The organism is Pseudogulbenkiania sp. AW2-16, assembly GCF_056824575.1.
In genome coordinates this window covers 2,514,908-2,533,815 of sequence record NZ_CP157668.1, presented here as the reverse complement: position 1 = coordinate 2,533,815, position 18,908 = coordinate 2,514,908, and the positions used below count along the sequence as shown (strand labels likewise).

Annotated in this window: 16 protein-coding genes and 2 pseudogenes; 8 read left to right on the top strand and 10 right to left on the bottom strand. The window is 54.4% G+C overall.

Annotation, left to right across the window (positions count from 1 at the left end):
• Positions 1-31: 31 nt before the first annotated feature.
• Together ABKF58_RS12380 and ABKF58_RS12375 are read left to right on the top strand one after the other, a co-directional pair.
• Positions 32-1,426: a cytochrome ubiquinol oxidase subunit I gene (locus tag ABKF58_RS12380; RefSeq protein WP_482580975.1), complete on the top strand. Its 1,395-nt coding sequence runs from the start codon at positions 32-34 to the stop codon at positions 1,424-1,426.
• 47 nt (positions 1,427-1,473) lie between these two features.
• Positions 1,474-2,460, top strand: coding sequence for a cytochrome d ubiquinol oxidase subunit II (locus ABKF58_RS12375; RefSeq protein WP_482580973.1), 987 nt, complete (start codon positions 1,474-1,476; stop codon positions 2,458-2,460).
• 493 nt (positions 2,461-2,953) lie between these two features.
• Here ABKF58_RS12375 and ABKF58_RS12370 read toward each other — a convergent pair whose 3' ends face one another.
• From ABKF58_RS12370 to ABKF58_RS12355, 4 genes and pseudogenes are all read right to left on the bottom strand, one after another.
• The gene (locus ABKF58_RS12370; protein ID WP_482584421.1) at positions 2,954-3,838 is read right to left on the bottom strand and encodes a hypothetical protein; all 885 of its coding nucleotides are present in this window, start codon (positions 3,836-3,838) and stop codon (positions 2,954-2,956) included.
• Between the two features lie 15 nt (positions 3,839-3,853).
• Positions 3,854-4,144: pseudogene (locus ABKF58_RS12365) on the bottom strand (hypothetical protein); the annotation flags it as partial.
• A 161-nt stretch (positions 4,145-4,305) separates the two neighbouring features.
• Complete coding sequence (locus tag ABKF58_RS12360; protein WP_482580972.1) at positions 4,306-5,430, bottom strand: AAA family ATPase; 1,125 nt, start codon at positions 5,428-5,430, stop codon at positions 4,306-4,308.
• 3 nt (positions 5,431-5,433) lie between these two features.
• On the bottom strand, positions 5,434-8,076 hold the full coding sequence (locus ABKF58_RS12355) for a Mu transposase C-terminal domain-containing protein (protein ID WP_482580970.1): 2,643 nt from the start codon (positions 8,074-8,076) through the stop codon (positions 5,434-5,436).
• A 302-nt stretch (positions 8,077-8,378) separates the two neighbouring features.
• Here ABKF58_RS12355 and ABKF58_RS12350 point away from each other — a divergent pair, with 302 nt between their 5' ends.
• Positions 8,379-8,744 carry a helix-turn-helix domain-containing protein gene (locus ABKF58_RS12350; RefSeq protein ID WP_482580969.1) on the top strand — a complete coding sequence of 122 codons (366 nt, stop codon included), beginning with the start codon at positions 8,379-8,381 and terminating at the stop codon, positions 8,742-8,744.
• Between the two features lie 130 nt (positions 8,745-8,874).
• On the opposite strand, the gene ABKF58_RS12345 is transcribed toward ABKF58_RS12350, so the two are convergent.
• The 5 genes from ABKF58_RS12345 to ABKF58_RS12325 form a co-directional block, all read right to left on the bottom strand.
• The gene (locus ABKF58_RS12345) at positions 8,875-9,369 is read right to left on the bottom strand and encodes a hypothetical protein (RefSeq protein ID WP_482580968.1); all 495 of its coding nucleotides are present in this window, start codon (positions 9,367-9,369) and stop codon (positions 8,875-8,877) included.
• A gap of 275 nt (positions 9,370-9,644) precedes the next feature.
• Positions 9,645-10,322, bottom strand: a complete 678-nt coding sequence (locus tag ABKF58_RS12340; protein ID WP_482580967.1) for a type IV toxin-antitoxin system AbiEi family antitoxin domain-containing protein — start codon at positions 10,320-10,322, stop codon at positions 9,645-9,647.
• Positions 10,323-10,653: 331 nt separating this feature from the next.
• Positions 10,654-11,310: a hypothetical protein gene (locus tag ABKF58_RS12335; RefSeq protein ID WP_482580966.1), complete on the bottom strand. Its 657-nt coding sequence runs from the start codon at positions 11,308-11,310 to the stop codon at positions 10,654-10,656.
• A 26-nt stretch (positions 11,311-11,336) separates the two neighbouring features.
• Positions 11,337-11,813, bottom strand: a complete 477-nt coding sequence (locus ABKF58_RS12330; RefSeq protein ID WP_482580965.1) for a hypothetical protein — start codon at positions 11,811-11,813, stop codon at positions 11,337-11,339.
• 24 nt (positions 11,814-11,837) lie between these two features.
• Positions 11,838-12,182 carry a hypothetical protein gene (locus ABKF58_RS12325; RefSeq protein ID WP_482580963.1) on the bottom strand — a complete coding sequence of 115 codons (345 nt, stop codon included), beginning with the start codon at positions 12,180-12,182 and terminating at the stop codon, positions 11,838-11,840.
• Positions 12,183-12,284: 102 nt separating this feature from the next.
• Here ABKF58_RS12325 and ABKF58_RS12320 point away from each other — a divergent pair.
• Positions 12,285-13,419, top strand: a pseudogene (locus ABKF58_RS12320) (IS3 family transposase).
• A gap of 509 nt (positions 13,420-13,928) precedes the next feature.
• Here ABKF58_RS12320 and ABKF58_RS12315 read toward each other — a convergent pair.
• The gene (locus tag ABKF58_RS12315) at positions 13,929-14,372 is read right to left on the bottom strand and encodes a winged helix-turn-helix transcriptional regulator (RefSeq protein ID WP_482580961.1); all 444 of its coding nucleotides are present in this window, start codon (positions 14,370-14,372) and stop codon (positions 13,929-13,931) included.
• Positions 14,373-14,557: 185 nt separating this feature from the next.
• Between ABKF58_RS12315 and ABKF58_RS12310 the strand changes: the two genes are divergently transcribed.
• From ABKF58_RS12310 to ABKF58_RS12295, 4 genes are all read left to right on the top strand, one after another.
• On the top strand, positions 14,558-15,415 hold the full coding sequence (locus tag ABKF58_RS12310) for an alpha/beta fold hydrolase (protein WP_482580959.1): 858 nt from the start codon (positions 14,558-14,560) through the stop codon (positions 15,413-15,415).
• A 25-nt stretch (positions 15,416-15,440) separates the two neighbouring features.
• On the top strand, positions 15,441-16,442 hold the full coding sequence (locus tag ABKF58_RS12305; RefSeq protein ID WP_482580957.1) for an NADP-dependent oxidoreductase: 1,002 nt from the start codon (positions 15,441-15,443) through the stop codon (positions 16,440-16,442).
• Between the two features lie 53 nt (positions 16,443-16,495).
• Positions 16,496-17,290, top strand: coding sequence for an SDR family NAD(P)-dependent oxidoreductase (locus ABKF58_RS12300; RefSeq protein WP_482580955.1), 795 nt, complete (start codon positions 16,496-16,498; stop codon positions 17,288-17,290).
• A 67-nt stretch (positions 17,291-17,357) separates the two neighbouring features.
• A complete protein-coding gene (locus ABKF58_RS12295; RefSeq protein ID WP_482580953.1) occupies positions 17,358-18,425 on the top strand; it encodes an alkene reductase in 1,068 nt (355 codons plus the stop codon).
• Positions 18,426-18,908: the final 483 nt, after the last annotated feature.

The window sequence follows — 18,908 nt, the reverse complement described above, 5'->3', positions numbered from 1 at the left end:
CCCCACGTTCTCCATCCTTAGGGTGACCATCATGCCTGTAGAAGCTCTCAACCTCGCGCGTGGCCAGTTCGCCATGACCGCGGTGTTCCACATACTCTGGCCGATCCTGACGATCAGCCTGTCTGCCTTCCTGCTCGTTATCGAAATCCTGTGGGTCAAGACGAGCGACGTTGTCTGGTACCGCCACGCACGGTTCTGGAGCAAACTGCTGTTGCTCAACTTCGCCGTCGGTGTCGTGACCGGCATTCCGATGGAGTTTCAGTTCGGCACCAACTGGGGGCCGTTTTCGGAGTACACCGGCCAGTTCTTCGGCAACATCCTCGGCTTCGAGGGGGCGATGGCCTTCATGCTGGAGGCGGGCTTCGTCGGCATCATGATGCTCGGCTGGGGGCGCGTGCCGAAGGGCGTCCACCTGTTCGCGACAGCGATGGTCGCGCTGGGCTCATCGCTCTCGGCGTTCTGGATCATGGTCGCCAACTCCTGGCTGCAGACCCCGAGCGGCGTCGCCGTCGTGAATGGCAAGCTGGTGGTGACCGACTACGTGGAGGCGATCTTCAACCCCGCCATGGCGTGGGGCGTATCGCACATGTGGTTTGCGGCGCTGGAAACCGGCCTCGTCGTGGTCGTCGGCATCTCCGCCTACTACCTGCTGAAGCGCCGCCATCCGGAATTCTTCGTCCGCTCGTTCAAGCTAGCGCTGCTGATCCTCGCGTTCGTCACCCCCGTGCAGATCTGGTTGGGCGATTCGAGCGGTGTCACCGTGTTCGAGACCCAACCCGCCAAGGGGGCCGCCATCGAAGGCCACTGGGAGACGAACGCACCCGGCACGGGCGCAAGCTGGTCGCTGATCGCCTGGCCCAACGCCGCGCAGCAGCGCAACAACTGGTCACTCGAAGTGCCGGGCATGCTGAGTATTCTGGGCACCCACAACCTGCACGGCCAAGTGAGGGGGCTGAGGGACATTCCGGTTGTCGACCAGCCGCCGATGCTCCCGTTGCTGTACTACGCGTTCCGTGCAATGGCGGGGATCGGCTTCCTCTTCATGCTGCTGGCGTTCTGGACCCTCTACGCACTGCGCAAGGCGCGCGGCCGCGTCGACGCGCTCCTCTCGCAGCGCAAGCTGCTACTGGCGTGGGTATTCACGATCCCGCTGCCGTATATCGCGGTGGAGTGCGGCTGGATCGTACGGGAAGTCGGCCGCCAGCCGTGGGCCGTCTACGGCTTGCTGCGCACCGAACATGCTGCATCCGCCATCTCGTCGACCGCCATCACGGGCAGCATGGTCATGTTCGCGGCGTTCTTCGCCGTGCTGATCTCGTCGTTCTTCATCTTCGCGTACCGCTGGCTGCGCAAGGGCCCGGACCTCACGCTGATGCCGCCCGCCGAGCCTGACCGCGAGAGCCCGTCGCACGCCGTCGATTACTGACGCATGGCCCGCTCAATCCTTCGCGCCTACTTTGTAAGGAACCCAAGATGACTTCCCTCTCTACCCAGGCCCTGCTGAGCCATGCGTGGTTCGGCCTCATCGGCCTGATGCTCGTACTATACGTCGTCACGGACGGCTTCGACCTCGGGGTCGGCATCCTGACCTTGCTGCGCAGCCGTGAGAGCGACCGCGACGTGATGATCCAGTCCATCGGCCATGTCTGGGACGCCAACGAGACTTGGCTTGTCGCCCTCGGCGGCGCGCTGTTCGGCGCGTTCCCCAGCGCCTATGCGATGATCCTCACCGATCTTTATGTTCCCGTGATGATGCTGATCGCGAGCTTCATCATGCGTGGCGCCGCGATCGAGTTCCGCCACGCCGCGCATAGCAGCAAGACGGCATGGGACCGCATGTTCGGCTTGGGCAGCCTGCTTGCGGCGATTTCGCAAGGTATCGTGCTCGGCAAGGTCCTCACCGGACTCGCGCCCGGCGCGGCGAACACCGGCTTCGTTATCGCCACCGCGATCGGCGTCGTGGCCGGTTACAGCCTACTCGGCGCGACCTGGCTGATCAAGAAGACAACCGGCGGCATCGAGGATGCGGCCCGTCGCTATTCGGTCGCCGCCCTGTTCGCGACGCTCGCCGCTGCGCTCGTCGTATCTTTCGCGACGCTGAAATTCAGCACAGTGGGTATCACGCGCTGGCAGCAGGACGGTGTCTTCCAGGTGCTGGTCGTGCTCGCAGTGGTGGCCGCATTGGCATCCGTCTACGTGCTGTACTCGGTGCACATGCGCGGTGAGCACGGCCCGTTCGTGGGGGCGACGTTGCTCTTCGTCGTGTCGTTTGCGGGCCTTGCAATCAGCCTGTTCCCGTATATCGTGCCGGGCCGCCTGACCGTTGCCGCTGCCGCTTCCGACAGCCCGACCCTGACGTTCATGCTGTTCGGCATCGGCTTTGTGTTCCCGATCATGCTCGGTTACAACCTGTACCAGTACCATCTGTTCCGGGGCAAGGTGGTGCTGGTCAAGCACTGATCACGGGAGCTGCCGGGCGCAAACAGATCGATGCCACGGACCACGGTCCATTTCATGGATGATAGCGTGGATCGACCGTCGCCGCTTCGGATTAGCCTGCGGCACAATGAAGCATTGCCCCCTAGTCTGCTCGTCATTTTGGTGGCTGCTTCTCTTACTGGAGCAGCCATTGTTCGTCTAAGGCCAAGTGGCTGCTCCGGCTGAAATGCACTCGTAGGCTATCTGGCGGGTTCCGTGGCGGACCAGCCGCTCGAATGGCAGCTTTGTGGGATGGGCGACTGACAGCAGTTGGCCGAGATCAGGATTTCCAAGCTGGTTCCCGATAGTAGACCGATGGAAACGTAAGGGCAGTTTTCTGGTGATGTCAGCTACGTCAGCGCCCGGCCATAAGCGAAGCGGACATTGTGCCGGATAAAACGAGGTTTATCTGCCAAAGGCTTGTTGGAAAATCGCCGTAACCACAAGCTCCAGCATCAAGGCACATCCTCAACACTTAGCAAAACAACCTTTTCTGCCGTTCCTCCTCCACCGCCGCCAAAACATGCGGCCGTGATAGAACGACACCACGCAAAGAAAGCTCATGCTGCAAAACCCTATTTGTAATTCTTGCCCTTTTAGCCGTAAGGACTTCAAACACTTCCTTAACCACATCAACATCTTTCTGTTCGTTTTCCATTCTACAACTATGGCGATACTCTTTATAAAGACGCGAAATAGCTTGGCATTCTTCTTTAAACCAATATCGCAACAAGGTAACTGTATAACCAAGATCACGCGCGATTGATCCAACAGGACTTTTTGAGACGCCAGACGCAATTACTGACTCCAAAACCGACTTCACCCGAGAAAATTCAGATGCCAAGAGCCCTTTGCGTTTACTAGCTTGCTTCCGATGATCCAAGCCAACATGCGGATGAATGTGTTGATGGTCTAGCAATGTAATGAATTCCAATGGAGAAACACCAAGCCGGTACGAGAACAAAAGAAGGCTTGGGAGAGAAGGCGAAGCATTTGATTTAGACCAATTCGCCACTACCCCTCTCTGGAACCCTAAGTCACGCTCCATTTTATAGACACTACCATCATAAAGCTCACCAGCAACGACTTTAATAGAATTAATAAATGACGATGAATTTAATAAGCTTAAGCAACGCCAGCCATTAACAATCATCTCTTCAATAGAGTTATATTGATACAAAGCAAAATTATCGATATTCCCCAGATCAGCTACAGTAGATGAGGCAAGCCACTTACCACAGTGCGAACAGTGATCAAGGTAAACGTGTTTAGGTAAGAAAGGCTGCGTTTTTCGACAGTGAGGACACATGTCCGACAGAGCGCACTGGTGTGTTTTACAAAATTTTACTGGTGCGGCCATCCATATTAATGGGAAATACGGCTCACTGCCCGAGGTACGCCAATCCCGAAGGCATTCCGAACACCAATGTGGTCGAGCATGTAGTAGCCCATTCCCCCTAGGATCTAAAATTTCCGTCCACGGGAGAAAGCTACATCTATCCAACTCAGGTCGCCCAGTCAGACTCTTTAGTGCCTCTGTCAGCTCCGTGGCGTAAAAACTTACCCCATTCATAGTCCTAATATAATCCGATGTAAACCTTGAAGAGGCCTCTCGGTTATATTTTATTTTTGTCCACCCCATAACCTCGTTTTTCAACAATATCATCGGCGAGCAGGAATGCTTCCTTGCCAGCCTCACAAAATAACTTGACAATGACTCCTGAATAGACGAAGCATCATTCATTGGCTTCACAGGCATAAGCCGCGACCTTGGAGGCAGGGGGTCATACTCTTCGAGCAGCGATAAGACTTGCGGCTGATACATTATCAATTCCCAACAAAATCACGAGAAGGGTTTCGTTTGCCTGGCTTACGAGAATTCTTCTTACTGCTCTCTTCCTTATCTTTTTTATACCCACCACTCTCCTTACGAAACCCCATAAGACTGGCCAACTCCTCTTCAGAATCATCACTCAACAGCTTTTCACCCCATTGATTTTCTTTTTCAATTTTTATTAACTGCCGAATGGGGAGAGCCGTTTTTCTCATGACATCCATATCGATCTTGGGCTCCGTTTGCGACATAAAAGCAAACTCCAAAGCGCGCATACACCAATCTTTTAACAAACCAACGGACCCTAAGCTCATTTTCATCATGTAAAAATAATTCTCACTCACATCATCACTGATAGGAATCCGCATTGCGTTGAAAAAAGTATGCACCGCATTCACGAAAGACTGGCCGTATTTATTATTTTCCGACTCTAGCTCGTTCGGATGATATCGCTCAAAATGGATTATTTTCGTTCTACGGATCAACTGTGAATTAAAATCTTCAATTTTTAGCAGATCATAAGCACCCGACAAAATTAATGGACGCCCCCAGTCATTAACAATGCTTTTTAGAATCTCAAATTGATATTTGTAGCTCCTGTCGTTTTTAGTTGCGAAAATACTTGATGCTTCATCAATTCCCACAAAGTGGGTCTCACGTTCAAGCAGCCCATTTTTGAATGCTCTTGCCAACGCCGACGTCACCAGCTTATGGACGTTCTCAATTCGCTCACCTTCGAGATCCACAACTATCCTTGGCAGGATCTTTTTACTTATCAAAGGCTCGAAAAACACAGCTAGCAAACGCTGCAGAGCGTCCTTCCAATCAAACTCCCCTTTGAATCCCGTTGGCAACGTGGCTAACACAGTGGGAATAAAACCAGGGTTTTTCACCATTTCATCAATAAAACGCTGGTTATATGAATCAAAAAAATGACCCAAGGCTGTTGACTTACCAGCACCAGTAGCGCCAACCACAGCAAAAATCTTCCCTTGAGAAGACGGAAGCGGCACCTCTTCAAGTCGATCAAAAAGCTCGTTTAATTTTTCATGCCTCGCCCGGACTTTTTTAAAATCTTCCAAAGCTGATAACGATTCTTTTCTAAGCACTGCAGCCACCCATCAGAAGGTATCCAGAATTTTAGGCGTCCAGCTTGGATTGACGTTGTCATCTGCGCCCGTCCTATTTTCCCCCGCATCTGGCACAAGTAAATCCTGGCTAATTCGCGAATTTACCGCTTGCACCTCAGAATCGTGCATGGTTTGCATAGCAAGCTTCTCTTCTTCTTCGGCTGAGGATAAAAATTCAGCGATTCGCTGAGCGGTAATTTCGTACTCCTTGCCCGCCATCCTATATTTTTGTCTCAGGCACTCAGTAGCTATAGCTATTTTTTTTACACTCATGCCTTTGAATACCTTGTAATACTCACTAAAACACTCAATCCATTCGTTATTGCAATACACATAAGCATGACCACCATCCCAAGGGTCGTATCTAACCGGAACCCTTGAATTAACGACAGAATAACTATCTAACGCAACAGAGTTATAAAATATGTAATTAATTTTAACCCCTCTATTGGTTACCTTCGCATCACCTTTTGAGGTTGTTGGCATAGTCGTAACAATGAAATTCTTATCGTAGCTAATCAATACACTCTTCCTAGCCCCATAAATTCTCATCCCTTCCAAGAACTTTTGATCTGGCGTACAACCAAGTGTTGAATGAAAATTTCGGTGATAGGTTCTAAAGTATTCTTCCAGCCTTGCAGTCAGTCTTTCCAAAGTCCAATTGGCTAATTTTATTGGATTTACCTCAGGAGAAACTTGCCGTATATAACGCTCTGCCTGTGTATTACCCAACAAGGCATTTGCAAATTGTTCTCTAGTCAAACGAAACATACGTTCGATAACTCCACCATCACGTGGTTTTCCGGTCTTTCTTGACTGCTTGTCTACATAATAGACAGCTACCAATTTTTCGTAGTAAGCCGACTGAAATTCTGCCCCGCCATCAGAAACAATCCTTTGGGGCAATCGTCCATGTCGTCGCACGCAATCACGTAACACCATCATGCAGCTTCGGTAACTTGGCTTGTCAAAACTAAAGTACCACGCAAGTATTTTTCTTGAATATGCGTCAATAAGTAGAGATAAGATACCGGTCTTCACAACCGACTCTAATTTTGAATTGGTAAGCCGCACATCAAATGGAGAATGATCGATATGAGCAATATGAAATGGATGAGTACCATGAACTGGAGTTTCATACCCTATATACCAGTACTGAATGGCCTCCGATTGATAGGCTTTTTTCCTTCCTTCCCTCTCCCTCACATCCTCTGCAGTTTGAATCCTTTTAATTTCAGCTCTTAATGTCTTTGCACAGATTTTTGAAAATCCGCGCTTCTCGCATTCATTGTTGACAGCGCCAATAAAATGAGTAATAGATTTTTGCTTGGGGTTAGCCCAGCAATCAGGGTATAGTTCTTCAATAATGGCAATAACACCTGCTTCTATCTTCCTATCGTGGTTGCCTTGAGTTTTATCCCAATTCGGCACCAATCCAATAAAGCCATAACCATACTTAACCTCCGCTTCTCTCCACCTTGCTTTCCAGTTAAATTTCGTTCTTGTACTTTTATCAACATATGGGTTGTTCTTTCCAGGAGTGCCAAATAGTATTTCATGTCGATGTAAAGCAATCCGAATATCTTTTGGTGAGCACTTCTTCAATAGATCATACGAATTATCAGAATTATTCCGACCGACAGATATGATTTTTCCACTTTTTGCCAACCCCGCCATTTCTTGGTAAGTCAGATCCATCAACATGGAGTCTTGCGAATCCACACACCTTGCGGCCACCCCCACATCACCAACATTTACTATTTCCCAGGACCTGCCATCCCAAAGAAATACACATCCGGGCCGTAGTTCAATTCCTGCGGGCAAGCCAGGTGAAGTTGATTTTGATTCAAGATATATTTTATAGGCTTGCGCACTTATCTCATCTCTAAACAAATAAGCATCTTCTACTTCTTTTAGACGACTGCCATTTAAATCAAAGATAAACTCTTTTGTTACGATAGAGTTGTAGACAACATCTGCATCGACAGCTTTTATCAAGTCACAAATAGCCCCCCATGGATTACGGGAGAAAAATTCACGAAGTTTCTGCAACTCATCACCATTCGACTCAAATGGATGAATGTAGTAATCCTTAAGAAGCTCTAAATTTTCTATTAGAATCCAGTTATTCTCAGATGAAGGTCTAACGACAAAATCACAGCCAAATTCGCGAGCCGCAACTTCAGCGGGTGGAGAACACCACTTACCGTTATCACCCAGAATAAATCGCACCGGATCTTTCTCATTTAGCTCAAACAAGTCTTGATCGGTTTTGCATTCGACAAAATAGAACCCTGATCGGCTAATACAAAACAGATCCGGCGTGATACTGGTCGCCGCCCGGCGGCCATTGGCTTTTTTCCATGCGATATTTAACCGGCAAGGTTGGTGATAAAACTCAAGAATGTCATTGTCATTATCAAATGACACAATCGTTGCGAACTCTGTCCTAAGGGCTTCAGCCTCGATGACAAAATTCATTTTGCGACCGCAGTAACGAATTGTTTGACTGATGCCGCCGCCATGGACCCGTCGCACGGGTGCGTTCTCGCGTATCCAGCGAATACGGTTTCGTCCCACGACGGGGATGTTGAATTTGTCGAACAGTCGTTCGACCTCTGCTTCGGACAACACAGTATTGCTCCTCGAAGTCCCAAACGAGCAGGAGACAGGAACTGAGAGCAACAACCACCCATCGCCGTGTTGACACACTACGGTCGCTGTCCGAGAATCAAAGTGTCTTCCCGCAAAGTTGACACCTAACTCTCTACGGCCTCATGACGAGGCCGTTCTCACTTCTCCTGCTCGGTTGTCTCTTAGTTCATTGGCATACCCTGTGGGCTGTTGTTTCGTAGATTCGAACAACCAATACAAACAACGTATAGATACGTGTTATACTGGATTTGTTATAGGATTTATTTATTGGAATCGAAATTATGAATTCGCAAATTCGAAGTATAGTTGATGCGAAGAATCTCATCCAGGCCGATGACAAAAATGCTCCCGTCATCGAGTGGATATCGGTGATCGACTCGATCAAAGAGGAGCTTGAGTTTGCTGAGGATCGGCAACTGGCCGAGTACCTCGGTATTGCCCCGAGTACGTTAAGTGAGTGTCGTAGCGGACGCCTGAATCTGAGCCCACTAGCCAAGCTTCAGGTTCTGATCCAACTGGGATTCTGTAAAACCGAAGATGCCCGCCAGATTCTCCTTCAAGAAGAAGTTGCAGAGAAAAAGCGGCGCGCCAAGGAACGGCAAGACAAGAAGCTAGAGATGCTGAAAGCGAAGAAGCAGGTTGACTAGTATTGTCCCCGGGGACCATTCACAACTTTGCCCCTATGCTTAAAGGAAGCAGCGGAGCAGGCCCTCAATACGAATGACTTGGGGCAGATTCAACGGATCAAACGATGCTGTAAAAAGGACTTGTGTCTGCCTAGGCTGACGCAGCCAGCTTCCATGATAAGAACCCGGACCGCAATGCACGAGCATCGGCCAATGCATGATGTGGAGGCCAGTCTGCACTATATGTTGCTGCCATGGTTTGCTGGAAAACCGAATCACCGATGACTTCGAACGTCAGAAGCCACTTCTCCCCCAGGTTGCTGGGTAATGGTTGGCCACCCTCCCCCTGGAGGGCATCAGCGAGGAGATCCCAGTCAGAAGCGTAATCAAACACCAAGGTTACCGACTGGCCGAGCGACGCGAACCAGGCGTGAAGACGCAAAGTCAGCTCTTGTGCGGTGCAACTGGCATCCTTCACTCGGCCTAACAGCGGAAGAACGTAGGCCCGCACAAAATCGCTACAATCCTCCCGACGATAGTCATTCCGCTCGGCATAGAACTCCCGGCCATCCTCGGCCACTAGACCGATGGCTATCAAATCAATTTGGATGAAATTGGTGAATTCGGTGTCGACAAATACGAGCATGGTCCTCGACCTCAATCAGATTGTCGTTCTTGGGATGTTCTGTAGATTGCAACGCCCATTAGCCACAGGCTTGATTGACCTCGGCATGGCCATAGCTTCTAAAAAATAATGAATGCGTGCGCGGAAGACACTACCGATGTGACCCAGTACAGCGAAGCCACTCTTCCTTGACACCTCTAACTACACCGATCAGCGGGGCGAAATACAGTCGTGGGCCTTCCTTCGCCGCTAGCCAAAATTCACGTAGAAACTCCCGCATATTCTTGCTCCTTCCATCATGGCTTCAGCGTCAGTCTTTCACCATCCTTCGCCAACACTGACCAACGCTTGCCTTTACTGATACGATCAACGTGCTTCTGCAAGTCACATCCCCACTCATAACCAGACGCCAGCCCCAAGTCACGTGCCAGCCTCACCACTTTCACTCGGGTGCAATGTATGAGTAGTTCATCCAGCACAACGGTGCGCAGGTTCCGTAGTGTCACCATCAGATTGCACGCTTCTTCTATTGATTGCCCCTTTCCAATGTCTGAGGCCAGCTCAAGTAAGGCGCGCTCCATGCTGGATACGAGCACGCCGGGGTGGCCTACGGGGATAGGCGTCAGCCAAGAGTCATACGGCAGGCTGTCATCGAAAAGGCGTGTTGTCTGGTAGGAATAGTGCATCACCTCACTGATCCAGGACGGAAATGTGTACGGTTTACGTCCCCACAGAACCACCCGTTCCTTGAATGCGACATTGTGCCGCACCCCTCGCCAGGCCAGAGCGGTCTTGCCGCCCACATGCAAACCGCCGATCTTGCGGCTGAGGTAGACGATCGTCCCGTCCCGGGTGGGTTTGTCTCCGGTCAATAGGTACGCCCCTTGTGACAAGCGGTACATCCATCCTTGCTTCACCAGATAGGATGCCATAGCCATGCTGACGCCAAGCTCAGCCAGCAGCTTTGCATCCATAGGCTGCCCCTTGGGAGCATCTCGCATCAAGTGCTGCACAGTATGGCTAATCATGGCCTATCCAAGCCGCGTGGTTTATTCGTGCTTGTTCTACACAATATTTGAAAATTATTCTGTAAAACACGCAATGACATGATCAAGGCCCCCGAGGACTTGCCTACCGACCGGTCGATGGGACTGGACTGTGGATCTGTTGTTACTCTTTAAATCGCTGCGCTCCACCCCTCAATGACTCAGCGGTCGCCGGCTGAACCCTTTACTTCGCAATAGCTCGCCCCGACGGAGGCCGGGAGTGCTGTGGCCACTCTGCTGGCCTACCCGCAGTTGAAGTTTACTTCTTCAACAACAAGCTTCGCGGAAAACCCTCCCGCGCGTTGGCCAGGCGAAGCTGGTCCAGACTCACCACCGGGTCGTACGCCAACGCCACGGACAACGAGCAGGACCTACCGAGCACGGTGCAGAGCTTGGTGATCACCATAGACGTGGCTTGATTCTGCCCTTCAGACAGTTTGGGAGCTGTACGGTGTATCGCCTCGGCTTGGGCACTTTCGAGACTATCGAACGCCATATTGGCAGCAATGCCTGGATCGTTACAGACATGCAGGGTGGCGCATGTCAGCCCATTGGCCAGCAGATGAAAGATAGGGAACCGTAATCCCGTGGTTTCGCTTTCTTTGGGGAAGGTATAGCCGTCCGGCTTTCCGGCATAGATCTCTTCGAGCGTGTAAAGCTGGGATTTCTCCGGTGGCGTCGCAACTTGGTAGCCTGCTGCTGCCACTTCTTCCAGCAGTGCTTTGGCCAGTTCAGGATGCTGCTCATCAACCGCACTGATCTTGCTGTTGAACACCTTCGTCAGGAACGTTGGATGAGTGCCAATCTCCGATGAAAATACTTGGATCTTGTCGAGATCCACATGAAAAGTTTCTGCCGCCAAGCAGCCTGCGCTTGCCAGACATGCCAATCCCCAAAATAGGGCTTTCTTGATCACAGCTCCTACTCCTCAGGTTTGTCCTGCTACTCGCATACATTCTTTAGGGCGTGATCAACGAGGTCGCCATCAAAGCTGATGAGCACATCCAGGTTCTTGCATGATGACCCGACCGCCCCCAATGCTCGAGCCTGGATCAGATAACCATCGTTGTCGCTCTGGCTGTCCTGTCCGTAGAGGATTGCATTCTGGACTACGGCCGCCAGCACCCGTTTGTTATCCGGCCCTTCCGGCCACGTCGGCGCCACGGAGTGGCGATCTATGACGTTGTTGCCGTAGATACGGAAGTGTTGGTCGTGGCCATTGGAACGCACTGATACGGCTTCGCAATCGTTAAATTGCCCGACATAAATCACGTGGGCCGCATGGCCCTGGATAGTGGCCTGGGTGGTTTGATGAGTACGTGCCACCATGGAAACGGCTTTGCTCAACTCCCCAGCCTGAGAGAAGGCCGCGGCCAGGCCGATTCCGGTAATTGCCAGTAGCCGTATGACCGCACCCATCACATTGCCCCCTGAGTACTGACCTTACAGGCCCGCCAGACAGTCGACCGGGGTCAAACTATCGATATGAACCTTAATGGACTTGGCATCTGCCTTCGTAACGGTCAACTTGGCCCCTGGCAACGACACCGACCTTACCCCCACCGCAAACGAACGAACCTGCTCGGCGTTCACCTCACCGTTCGCATCGGAGCGAACCAGCTTCAGCTTGAGTGTCCCTTCAGACTGCCCCAGAAAGACAGTCGACAGGCTGCATCGCGGCTGGCCCGATTTCTCCTCGAGATTTAAGGTAAAGCGACCACTAGCAACCTTGACCTCTTCCCGTGTGAGGTAGCCGTCCGGCTGGGTACTGAATGCTCGATCAAGCACCTTGAATCGCCCCTGATTTACTAGTCGCCTAGGTGGCTGCTTTGGACTGCCCCGGCTCCTGTAGGCAATCCTGCCCTATGATTTGAGCATAGGAGGATGTCCATGAGCACACAGCGTTTCACCCCTGAATTCAAAGAAGAAGCCGTCAAACAGGTCACTGAGCGCGGCTACTCTGTGGCCGAGGTTTCCGCTCGGCTTGGGGTTTCCAGCCACAGCCTATACAAATGGGTGAAAGCGGTCAGCCCAGATAATTCGGAGAAACAGGCTGCCGAGCTGATCGAGGCAAAGAGCGAAATCCTTCGCCTGAAGGCGCAACTGCGGCGCACAGAAGAAGAGCGAGATATTCTAAAAAAAGCCGCGCGGTACTTTGCCAGGGAGTCCGAGTAAGGTACCGCTTCATGAACGAGCATCGACATACCTGGCCGCTGACGACCATGTGTCGTTTGTTGCAAGTTGCCCGTGCCGGCTTCTATCAATGGCTACACCGCCCCGAGTCTGACCATGCCAAGGAAGATGCCAGATTGCTGGCGTTGATTCGCGACTCCTGGCGAGCCAGTGGCGGGGTGTATGGGTCTCGCCGCGTACTGGGTGATCTACGTGAAATCGGCGAGCTATGTGGCAAACACCGTGTCGCCAGAATCATGCGGCAACACAGTATCAAGGCCCAGCGCGGTTATAAGGCGCCACGACCTATTGCAGGTCGCCCTTCCTTGTTGGCCCCAAACCATCTAAATCGCGAGTTCACGACGTCACAGCCTGACCAAGCCTGGGTGACGGACATTACTTACATCCGTACCTGGCAGGGCTGGCTTTATCTGGCGGTGGTGATCGACTTGTTCTCACGCAAGGTGGTGGGCTGGTCGATGAAACCGACATTGAGCCGCGAATTGGCGTTGGACGCTCTGCTGATGGCACTGTGGCGGCGCAAACCTACTGGTCGCGTGCTGGTCCATTCAGATCAGGGCTCGCAATATGTAGTGATGATTTGCGCCGTTTCTGCCTCTCCCACGACCTTGAACCCAGCATGAGCCGACGTGGCAATTGCTGGGATAACGCCGTGGCAGAGTCCTTCTTCAGCAGTCTGAAGAAGGAGCGTATCCGCAAACGGATTTACAAAACCCGCGACTTGGCCAAGTCAGATGTATTCGATTACATCGAAGCTTTTTACAATCGAACCCGCCGCCACAGCTACCTGGGCGGCATCAGCCCCGATGCCTTTGAACGGGCGTCGGCGTGAGGCGGGAATTTGTCTACGGTACCCAGGGCAGTCCACTTTCGTATCGGAAAGCAGCCATTCGTTATAGAAGGAACGAACGTCCGCTTCGGCCGAGTTGCACGCGTAGGCGGTCAGGCAGGTGTCTGACCCAAGCAGTCATCCGCATGGCGGCTCCAACTGTCCCGGTAATGTCTGCTCCTGGCCGATAGCAGTCATGCTATCGCAATGGCATGAACGTCCGCTTCGGCCGAACTTCTGCCTGCGTAGCTAACGCATCGGCTATTGGTCGGCCGAAGCGGTCTGTCGCCCCATCGGGCCTGAGCGTTTGTTCAGGGCCACATACCGACCATTCCCTTGCTCCGTTGCTGGAGGACTGCTTTCTGGCTTGGGAACGCGAACAGGCGACCCAAGGCGGGATTTGGGCCGCCAATAATTCAATGCGTAATTGCATATACTTGCACGCCCAATTGCATCATCTCTGAGCAGTCAGCTGTAGTGGCTTACACACCTAGTCGTAAGCTTCTCACCTGTCAGCTTTCATCAGGCGTGACCATGCGTATGGGGCGAGTCCCGATCTTCGCCCCGGTGACCTCATCCACGGCGACAGCTTTAATTTCCGTGCCTGTTTCCGCGTCGAAGAAACGAATCAGCTTGCCGCCGCCCCGGTATTGACGCCCCCACGCACCAATCATGAACAGCACCGGCAGAAAATCGCGACCGGCAACGGTCAGCAGATACTCCTCTCGCGGCGGGTGCTCCGAGTAGCGCCGTTTCTCCAGCAATCCCTCCTCCGTCAGTGTCGCCAGCCGGCGGGTCAGCATCGTTGGTGCAATGCCCAGGCTTTTCCGGAATTGGTCAAAGCGCGAGAGGCCGGCATGGGCATCCCGCAGGATCAATATGCTCCACGCGTCACCAGCGACAGTCAGGCTGCGCTCGATCGGGCATGGGTTATCGCAACTATTTTCGCTGTCCATACTGTTTTGATAGTGACTTACCAGGAAATTGGTAGTATTGTTAGTATCACTTTGATACTAACACTTCGGCGACCAGCAATCCACTCGCCACGGAGATTTCATTAATGGGCACGAACAATACAGGTATCGCTCCGGTAACCGGGGCACCCTCAAGCATCGGCGGAGCCGCCGCCGCGAGGGGGGCGATGGGCAATGTGAAATGGAGAGATGTACCGACCCGCACGATTGACGTTGGCGGGGTGGCTTTCGCCTATCGGGAGCTCGGCCCCGATTCCGGCGTGCCGGTGATCTTCCTGCACCACCTGATGGCCGTACTCGATGACTGGGATCCGCGGGTTATCGACGGCATCGCCGCACAGCGCCGGGTCATCGCCTTCGACAATCGCGGGGTCGGGGCTTCCGGAGGCGCGGTCCCGCACACCATCGAAGAGATGGGGCGCGATGCCATCGCCTTCATCCGCGCCCTGGGGTTCACGCAGGTCGATCTGCTCGGGTTCTCGATGGGCGGTGGCGTGGCACAGACGGCGGCTCTGCAGGCGCCTGACCTCGTACGGAGGATGATCCTCGCAGGAACAGGCCCACGGGGTGGCGGAGGCATCGACGAGGTCACCAAAGTCGCTGTCCTTGCCTACATCAAGGCGGCGTTGACCTGGAGCGACGCGAGGAATTTCCTGTTCTTCCCCCGTACCTCGGAAGGCAAGCGCGCGGCGCGGGATTACTTCGCCGCACTGAACGAGCGCACCCAAGGCCGTGACAAGCCCATTTCCCTGCAGGCCCGACGTGCGCAACTGCAGGCGATTCGTCACTGGGGCTTGACCCCCCCCATGATCTCTCCGCCATCAAACAACCTGTATTCGTGGCTAACGGCGACAACGACCTCATGGTCGACAGCAGCCTGTCCGCCGATATGGCGCGCCGGTTGCCGAATGCCCGACTCACGATCTACCCCGATTCCGGTCACGGCGGCGTGTTCCAGTACTACCGGGCCTTTGTCCCCGCCGTGCTGGACTTCCTCGCCGACTGATCCGCTCCGACCAGAATGAAAAACCAAGGATGGAAAATCACCATATGAAAGCCCTTATTTTCAAACGCTACGGCAAGTCACCTGAGATCGGGCTCAGCGAGGTGCCGCACCCCACGCTCAAGGACGACGAACTGCTGGTACAGGTTCACGCTGCCGGCCTGAACCCGATCGACTACGTAGTTCCGACCGGGATGTTCAAACCGGTTCTGCATTTCCAGCTTCCGGCCACATTGGGCAGCGATCTGGCCGGCGTGGTGACCGAGGTTGGCCGCAACGTGACTCGCTTCAAGCCAGGCGATGCCGTCTTCGCCAGCATATTCGACCTTGGCACGGGGTCGATTGCCGAATTCGCGGTGGTACCGGAGCGCGCTGCCGCGCTGAAACCGGCCAATCTGGACTTCGTGCAGGCTGCCTCGATCCCGATGGTCGGCCTCACCTCGTGGCAAGCGTTGAAGGAGCGCGCCAATCTTCAGGCCGGCCAGAAGGTGTTCATCCCGGCCGGCTCCGGCGGGATCGGCACCTTTGCGATCCAGCTGGCCAAGCACCTTGGCGCCAGGGTGGGCACCACCACCAGTACCGGCAACGTCGAACTGGTGCGCAGCCTTGGCGCAGACGAGGTGGTCGACTACAAGCAGCAGGCATTCGAAAACCTGCTGCATGGGTACGACGCGGTGTTGGGCACCGTGCGGGGAGACACCATTGAAAAATCCCTCACCATCCTCAAGCCGGGAAGCAAGGTCGTCTCGCTCATCGGCCCGCTGGATGCCGCATTCGCGCGCGCCAGAGGCTTGAACGTCGTGCTGCGCTTTGTGTTCGGGCTGATGAGCCGCAAGATCATGCGCCTTGCCAAGCAGCGGGGCGTTAGCTACTCGTTTCTGTTCGTGCGCCCGGACGGCGGCCAACTTGGCCACATTGGCCAGCTCCTCGAGACGGAACGCATCCGGCCGGTGATCGACAAGGTGTTCCCGTTCGAGCAGGCCAAGGAGGCGCTTGAGTACCTTGCCCAAGGACGATCCAAGGGCAAAGTGGTCGTCAAGATGCGCTGAACCGTCGCTATTAACCCCCCAGTTTTCCCCCACCAGACAGATAGAAGAAAACCATGAACGCATCCAGAAAAATTGCCGTTATCACCGGCGCGTCATCCGGCATTGGCGCCATCTACGCTGATCGTCTGGCCCGGCGCGGCTATGACCTGTTGCTCGTCGCCCGCCGTGGTGAGCGCCTGCAGACACTCGCCGCACGGCTGGAGCAGGCTTACGACGTCAAGGCCGAAACGCTGGTGGCCGATCTTGAGCAAGACGCCGGCCTCACTGCGCTGGAAACCATTCTCGCCACCAACCCTGCCATCCGGGTGCTGGTGAACAACGCCGGTATTGCCCGACTGGCCCCGGTTACCGATGCCCCGTCGCAGGACTCGCTGTCGCAGATCGCGTTGAACATTACCGCGCTGACGCGCTTGACCCATGCGGTACTGCCGGCATTCAAGGCACGCAACGATGGCGTCATCATCAATATCGCCTCGGCGCTGGCGCTGCATGCGCTGCCGGTAAGCGCGGTCTACAGCGGCACCAAGGGCTTCGTGCTCAACTTCAGCCGCGGCCTGCAGCAGGAGCTGGCGGAGACCGGTATCCGGGTTCAAGTGGTGCTGCCTGCCGCCACCGCCACCGATCTTTGGGATATCTCCGGCGTGCCGCTGGCGGCGTTGCCGCAAGAAACGGTGATGTCTGCCGAGCATCTGGTGGACGCGGCGTTGGCCGGTTTCGACCAGGGCGAGTCGGTTACGTTGCCGTCCATGGCGGATACCGGCCTCTGGGCGCGATACGACACGGCACGCGCCGAACTGTTTGCCGCGATGCAAACCGGCCAGCCAGCGCCGCGACTACTTGCCCTCTGAGCGCTGCCGGTCGCTGCGCCCTTGTTGCAACCCGACTTGATCCAAATCCGACATCCTGGAGATTCTCATGAGCAGCCCGCTATTCACCCCCACCCGACTCGGCAGCCTGTCGCTGAAGAACCGCATCGTCATGGCACCGCTGACGCGCAGCCGCGCGACCGGCAACCTGCCCAATGAACTGATGGAACAGTATTACCGCCAGCGGGCGGAGGCCGGCCTGATCATTACCGAGGGCACCTCGCCATCGCCCAACGGCCTGGGCTATGCGCGCATCCCAGGACTGTTCGACGATGCGCAGGTGCAGGGCTGGCGGCGGGTGACCGATAGCGTCCATCAGGCTGGCGGCAGGATTTTTGTGCAGTTGATGCACACCGGGCGGGTGAGCCATCCCGCCAACATGCCGGACGGCGCCAGCGTGCTGGCACCCTCGCCGATTGCCGTTCCCGGCGAGATATGGACCGACAGCGATGGCATGCAGCCCTATCCGGTACCCCGCGAAATGAGCGAGGCGGATATTGCCCACAGCATCGCCGAATATGCGGCGTCGGCCAAACTGGCGATAGCGGCCGGTTTTGATGGCGTCGAACTGCATGCGGCCAACGGCTACCTGATCGACCAATTCCTCAATACCGCTTCCAATCAGCGCCATGATCGCTGGGGTGGCTCGGTCGAGAACCGCATCCGCTTCGCGGTCGAAGTCGCCAAGGCGACCATCGCCGCCATTGGTGCCGAGCGCGTTGGCATACGTATCTCGCCGTACGGTGTCTTCAATGCCCAAGCGCCGGATGCCGAGATGGATGCGCTGTACCTGCGTCTGATCGACGAGTTGAATACGCTCGGCCTGCTCTATATCCACACCGTGGATCACAGCGCCATGGGGGCGCCTGAAGTGAGCCCCGAGTTGAAAGCCAAGCTCCGTGCCGCGTTCAACGGGCAATACATTCTCTCAGGTGGCTACGATGTCGCCCGAGCCGAGGCTGATCTCGATGCGCAGCGTGGTGACCTGGTAGCTTTCGGTCGTCCGTTTATCTCGAATCCGAATCTGGTAGCCAAGCTGAAGTTGGGACAGGAACTGGTGGCACCTGATTTCTCTACCTTTTACACGCCTGGAGAAAAGGGCTACACCGATTATTGAAGTCTGACATAGGTTACATACCTGCCATTGAGGCGACGGGTGTGAAACTGTCGGCGTTAGAGTCGGAAGTGGACAACTAGCCTCTCTGGGGAAGTTGACCGCTTTGGCCGAAGAGCACTCAGCAAAGATAACAAGCGGTGATTCAGAGCTGAGTGGCGGCATTCCCACGCGAATGCGTTGCGGATTTGAAATGCGTGATGGCGATGGCCTTCAGGTGCGAAGGCATGCTGGTTTTGAAGTAAGAATTACTGGCGGAATTCATGCGAATACTCAGCCAGATAGGCCACGTTGGTCGCACCGGTGGAAAATCGAATGACCGCTGCCGGCAACGCCCATCAATGGGTGCTCCCGGCCAATTGCGGACATACCAAAGCTCCAACTACTCAGTAGCTGAACGGCCGTTGTTTATCGCAAAGCTGCCATAAACATTTAAGGTAAGTGGCGCCGAAAAAGCGGAGCTTTTTTGGCGTCCCGCTTGACCAC

Coding starts and splice junctions, on each gene's coding strand:
- ABKF58_RS12380 (WP_482580975.1), top strand. CDS start 32: ATGCCTGTAGAAGCTCTCAACCTCGCGCGTGGCCAGTTCGCCATGACC.
- ABKF58_RS12375 (WP_482580973.1), top strand. CDS start 1,474: ATGACTTCCCTCTCTACCCAGGCCCTGCTGAGCCATGCGTGGTTCGGC.
- ABKF58_RS12370 (WP_482584421.1), bottom strand. CDS start 3,838: ATGGCCGCACCAGTAAAATTTTGTAAAACACACCAGTGCGCTCTGTCG.
- ABKF58_RS12350 (WP_482580969.1), top strand. CDS start 8,379: ATGAATTCGCAAATTCGAAGTATAGTTGATGCGAAGAATCTCATCCAG.
- ABKF58_RS12345 (WP_482580968.1), bottom strand. CDS start 9,369: ATGCTCGTATTTGTCGACACCGAATTCACCAATTTCATCCAAATTGAT.
- ABKF58_RS12340 (WP_482580967.1), bottom strand. CDS start 10,322: ATGGATGCAAAGCTGCTGGCTGAGCTTGGCGTCAGCATGGCTATGGCA.
- ABKF58_RS12330 (WP_482580965.1), bottom strand. CDS start 11,813: ATGGGTGCGGTCATACGGCTACTGGCAATTACCGGAATCGGCCTGGCC.
- ABKF58_RS12315 (WP_482580961.1), bottom strand. CDS start 14,372: ATGGACAGCGAAAATAGTTGCGATAACCCATGCCCGATCGAGCGCAGC.
- ABKF58_RS12310 (WP_482580959.1), top strand. CDS start 14,558: ATGGGCAATGTGAAATGGAGAGATGTACCGACCCGCACGATTGACGTT.
- ABKF58_RS12305 (WP_482580957.1), top strand. CDS start 15,441: ATGAAAGCCCTTATTTTCAAACGCTACGGCAAGTCACCTGAGATCGGG.
- ABKF58_RS12300 (WP_482580955.1), top strand. CDS start 16,496: ATGAACGCATCCAGAAAAATTGCCGTTATCACCGGCGCGTCATCCGGC.
- ABKF58_RS12295 (WP_482580953.1), top strand. CDS start 17,358: ATGAGCAGCCCGCTATTCACCCCCACCCGACTCGGCAGCCTGTCGCTG.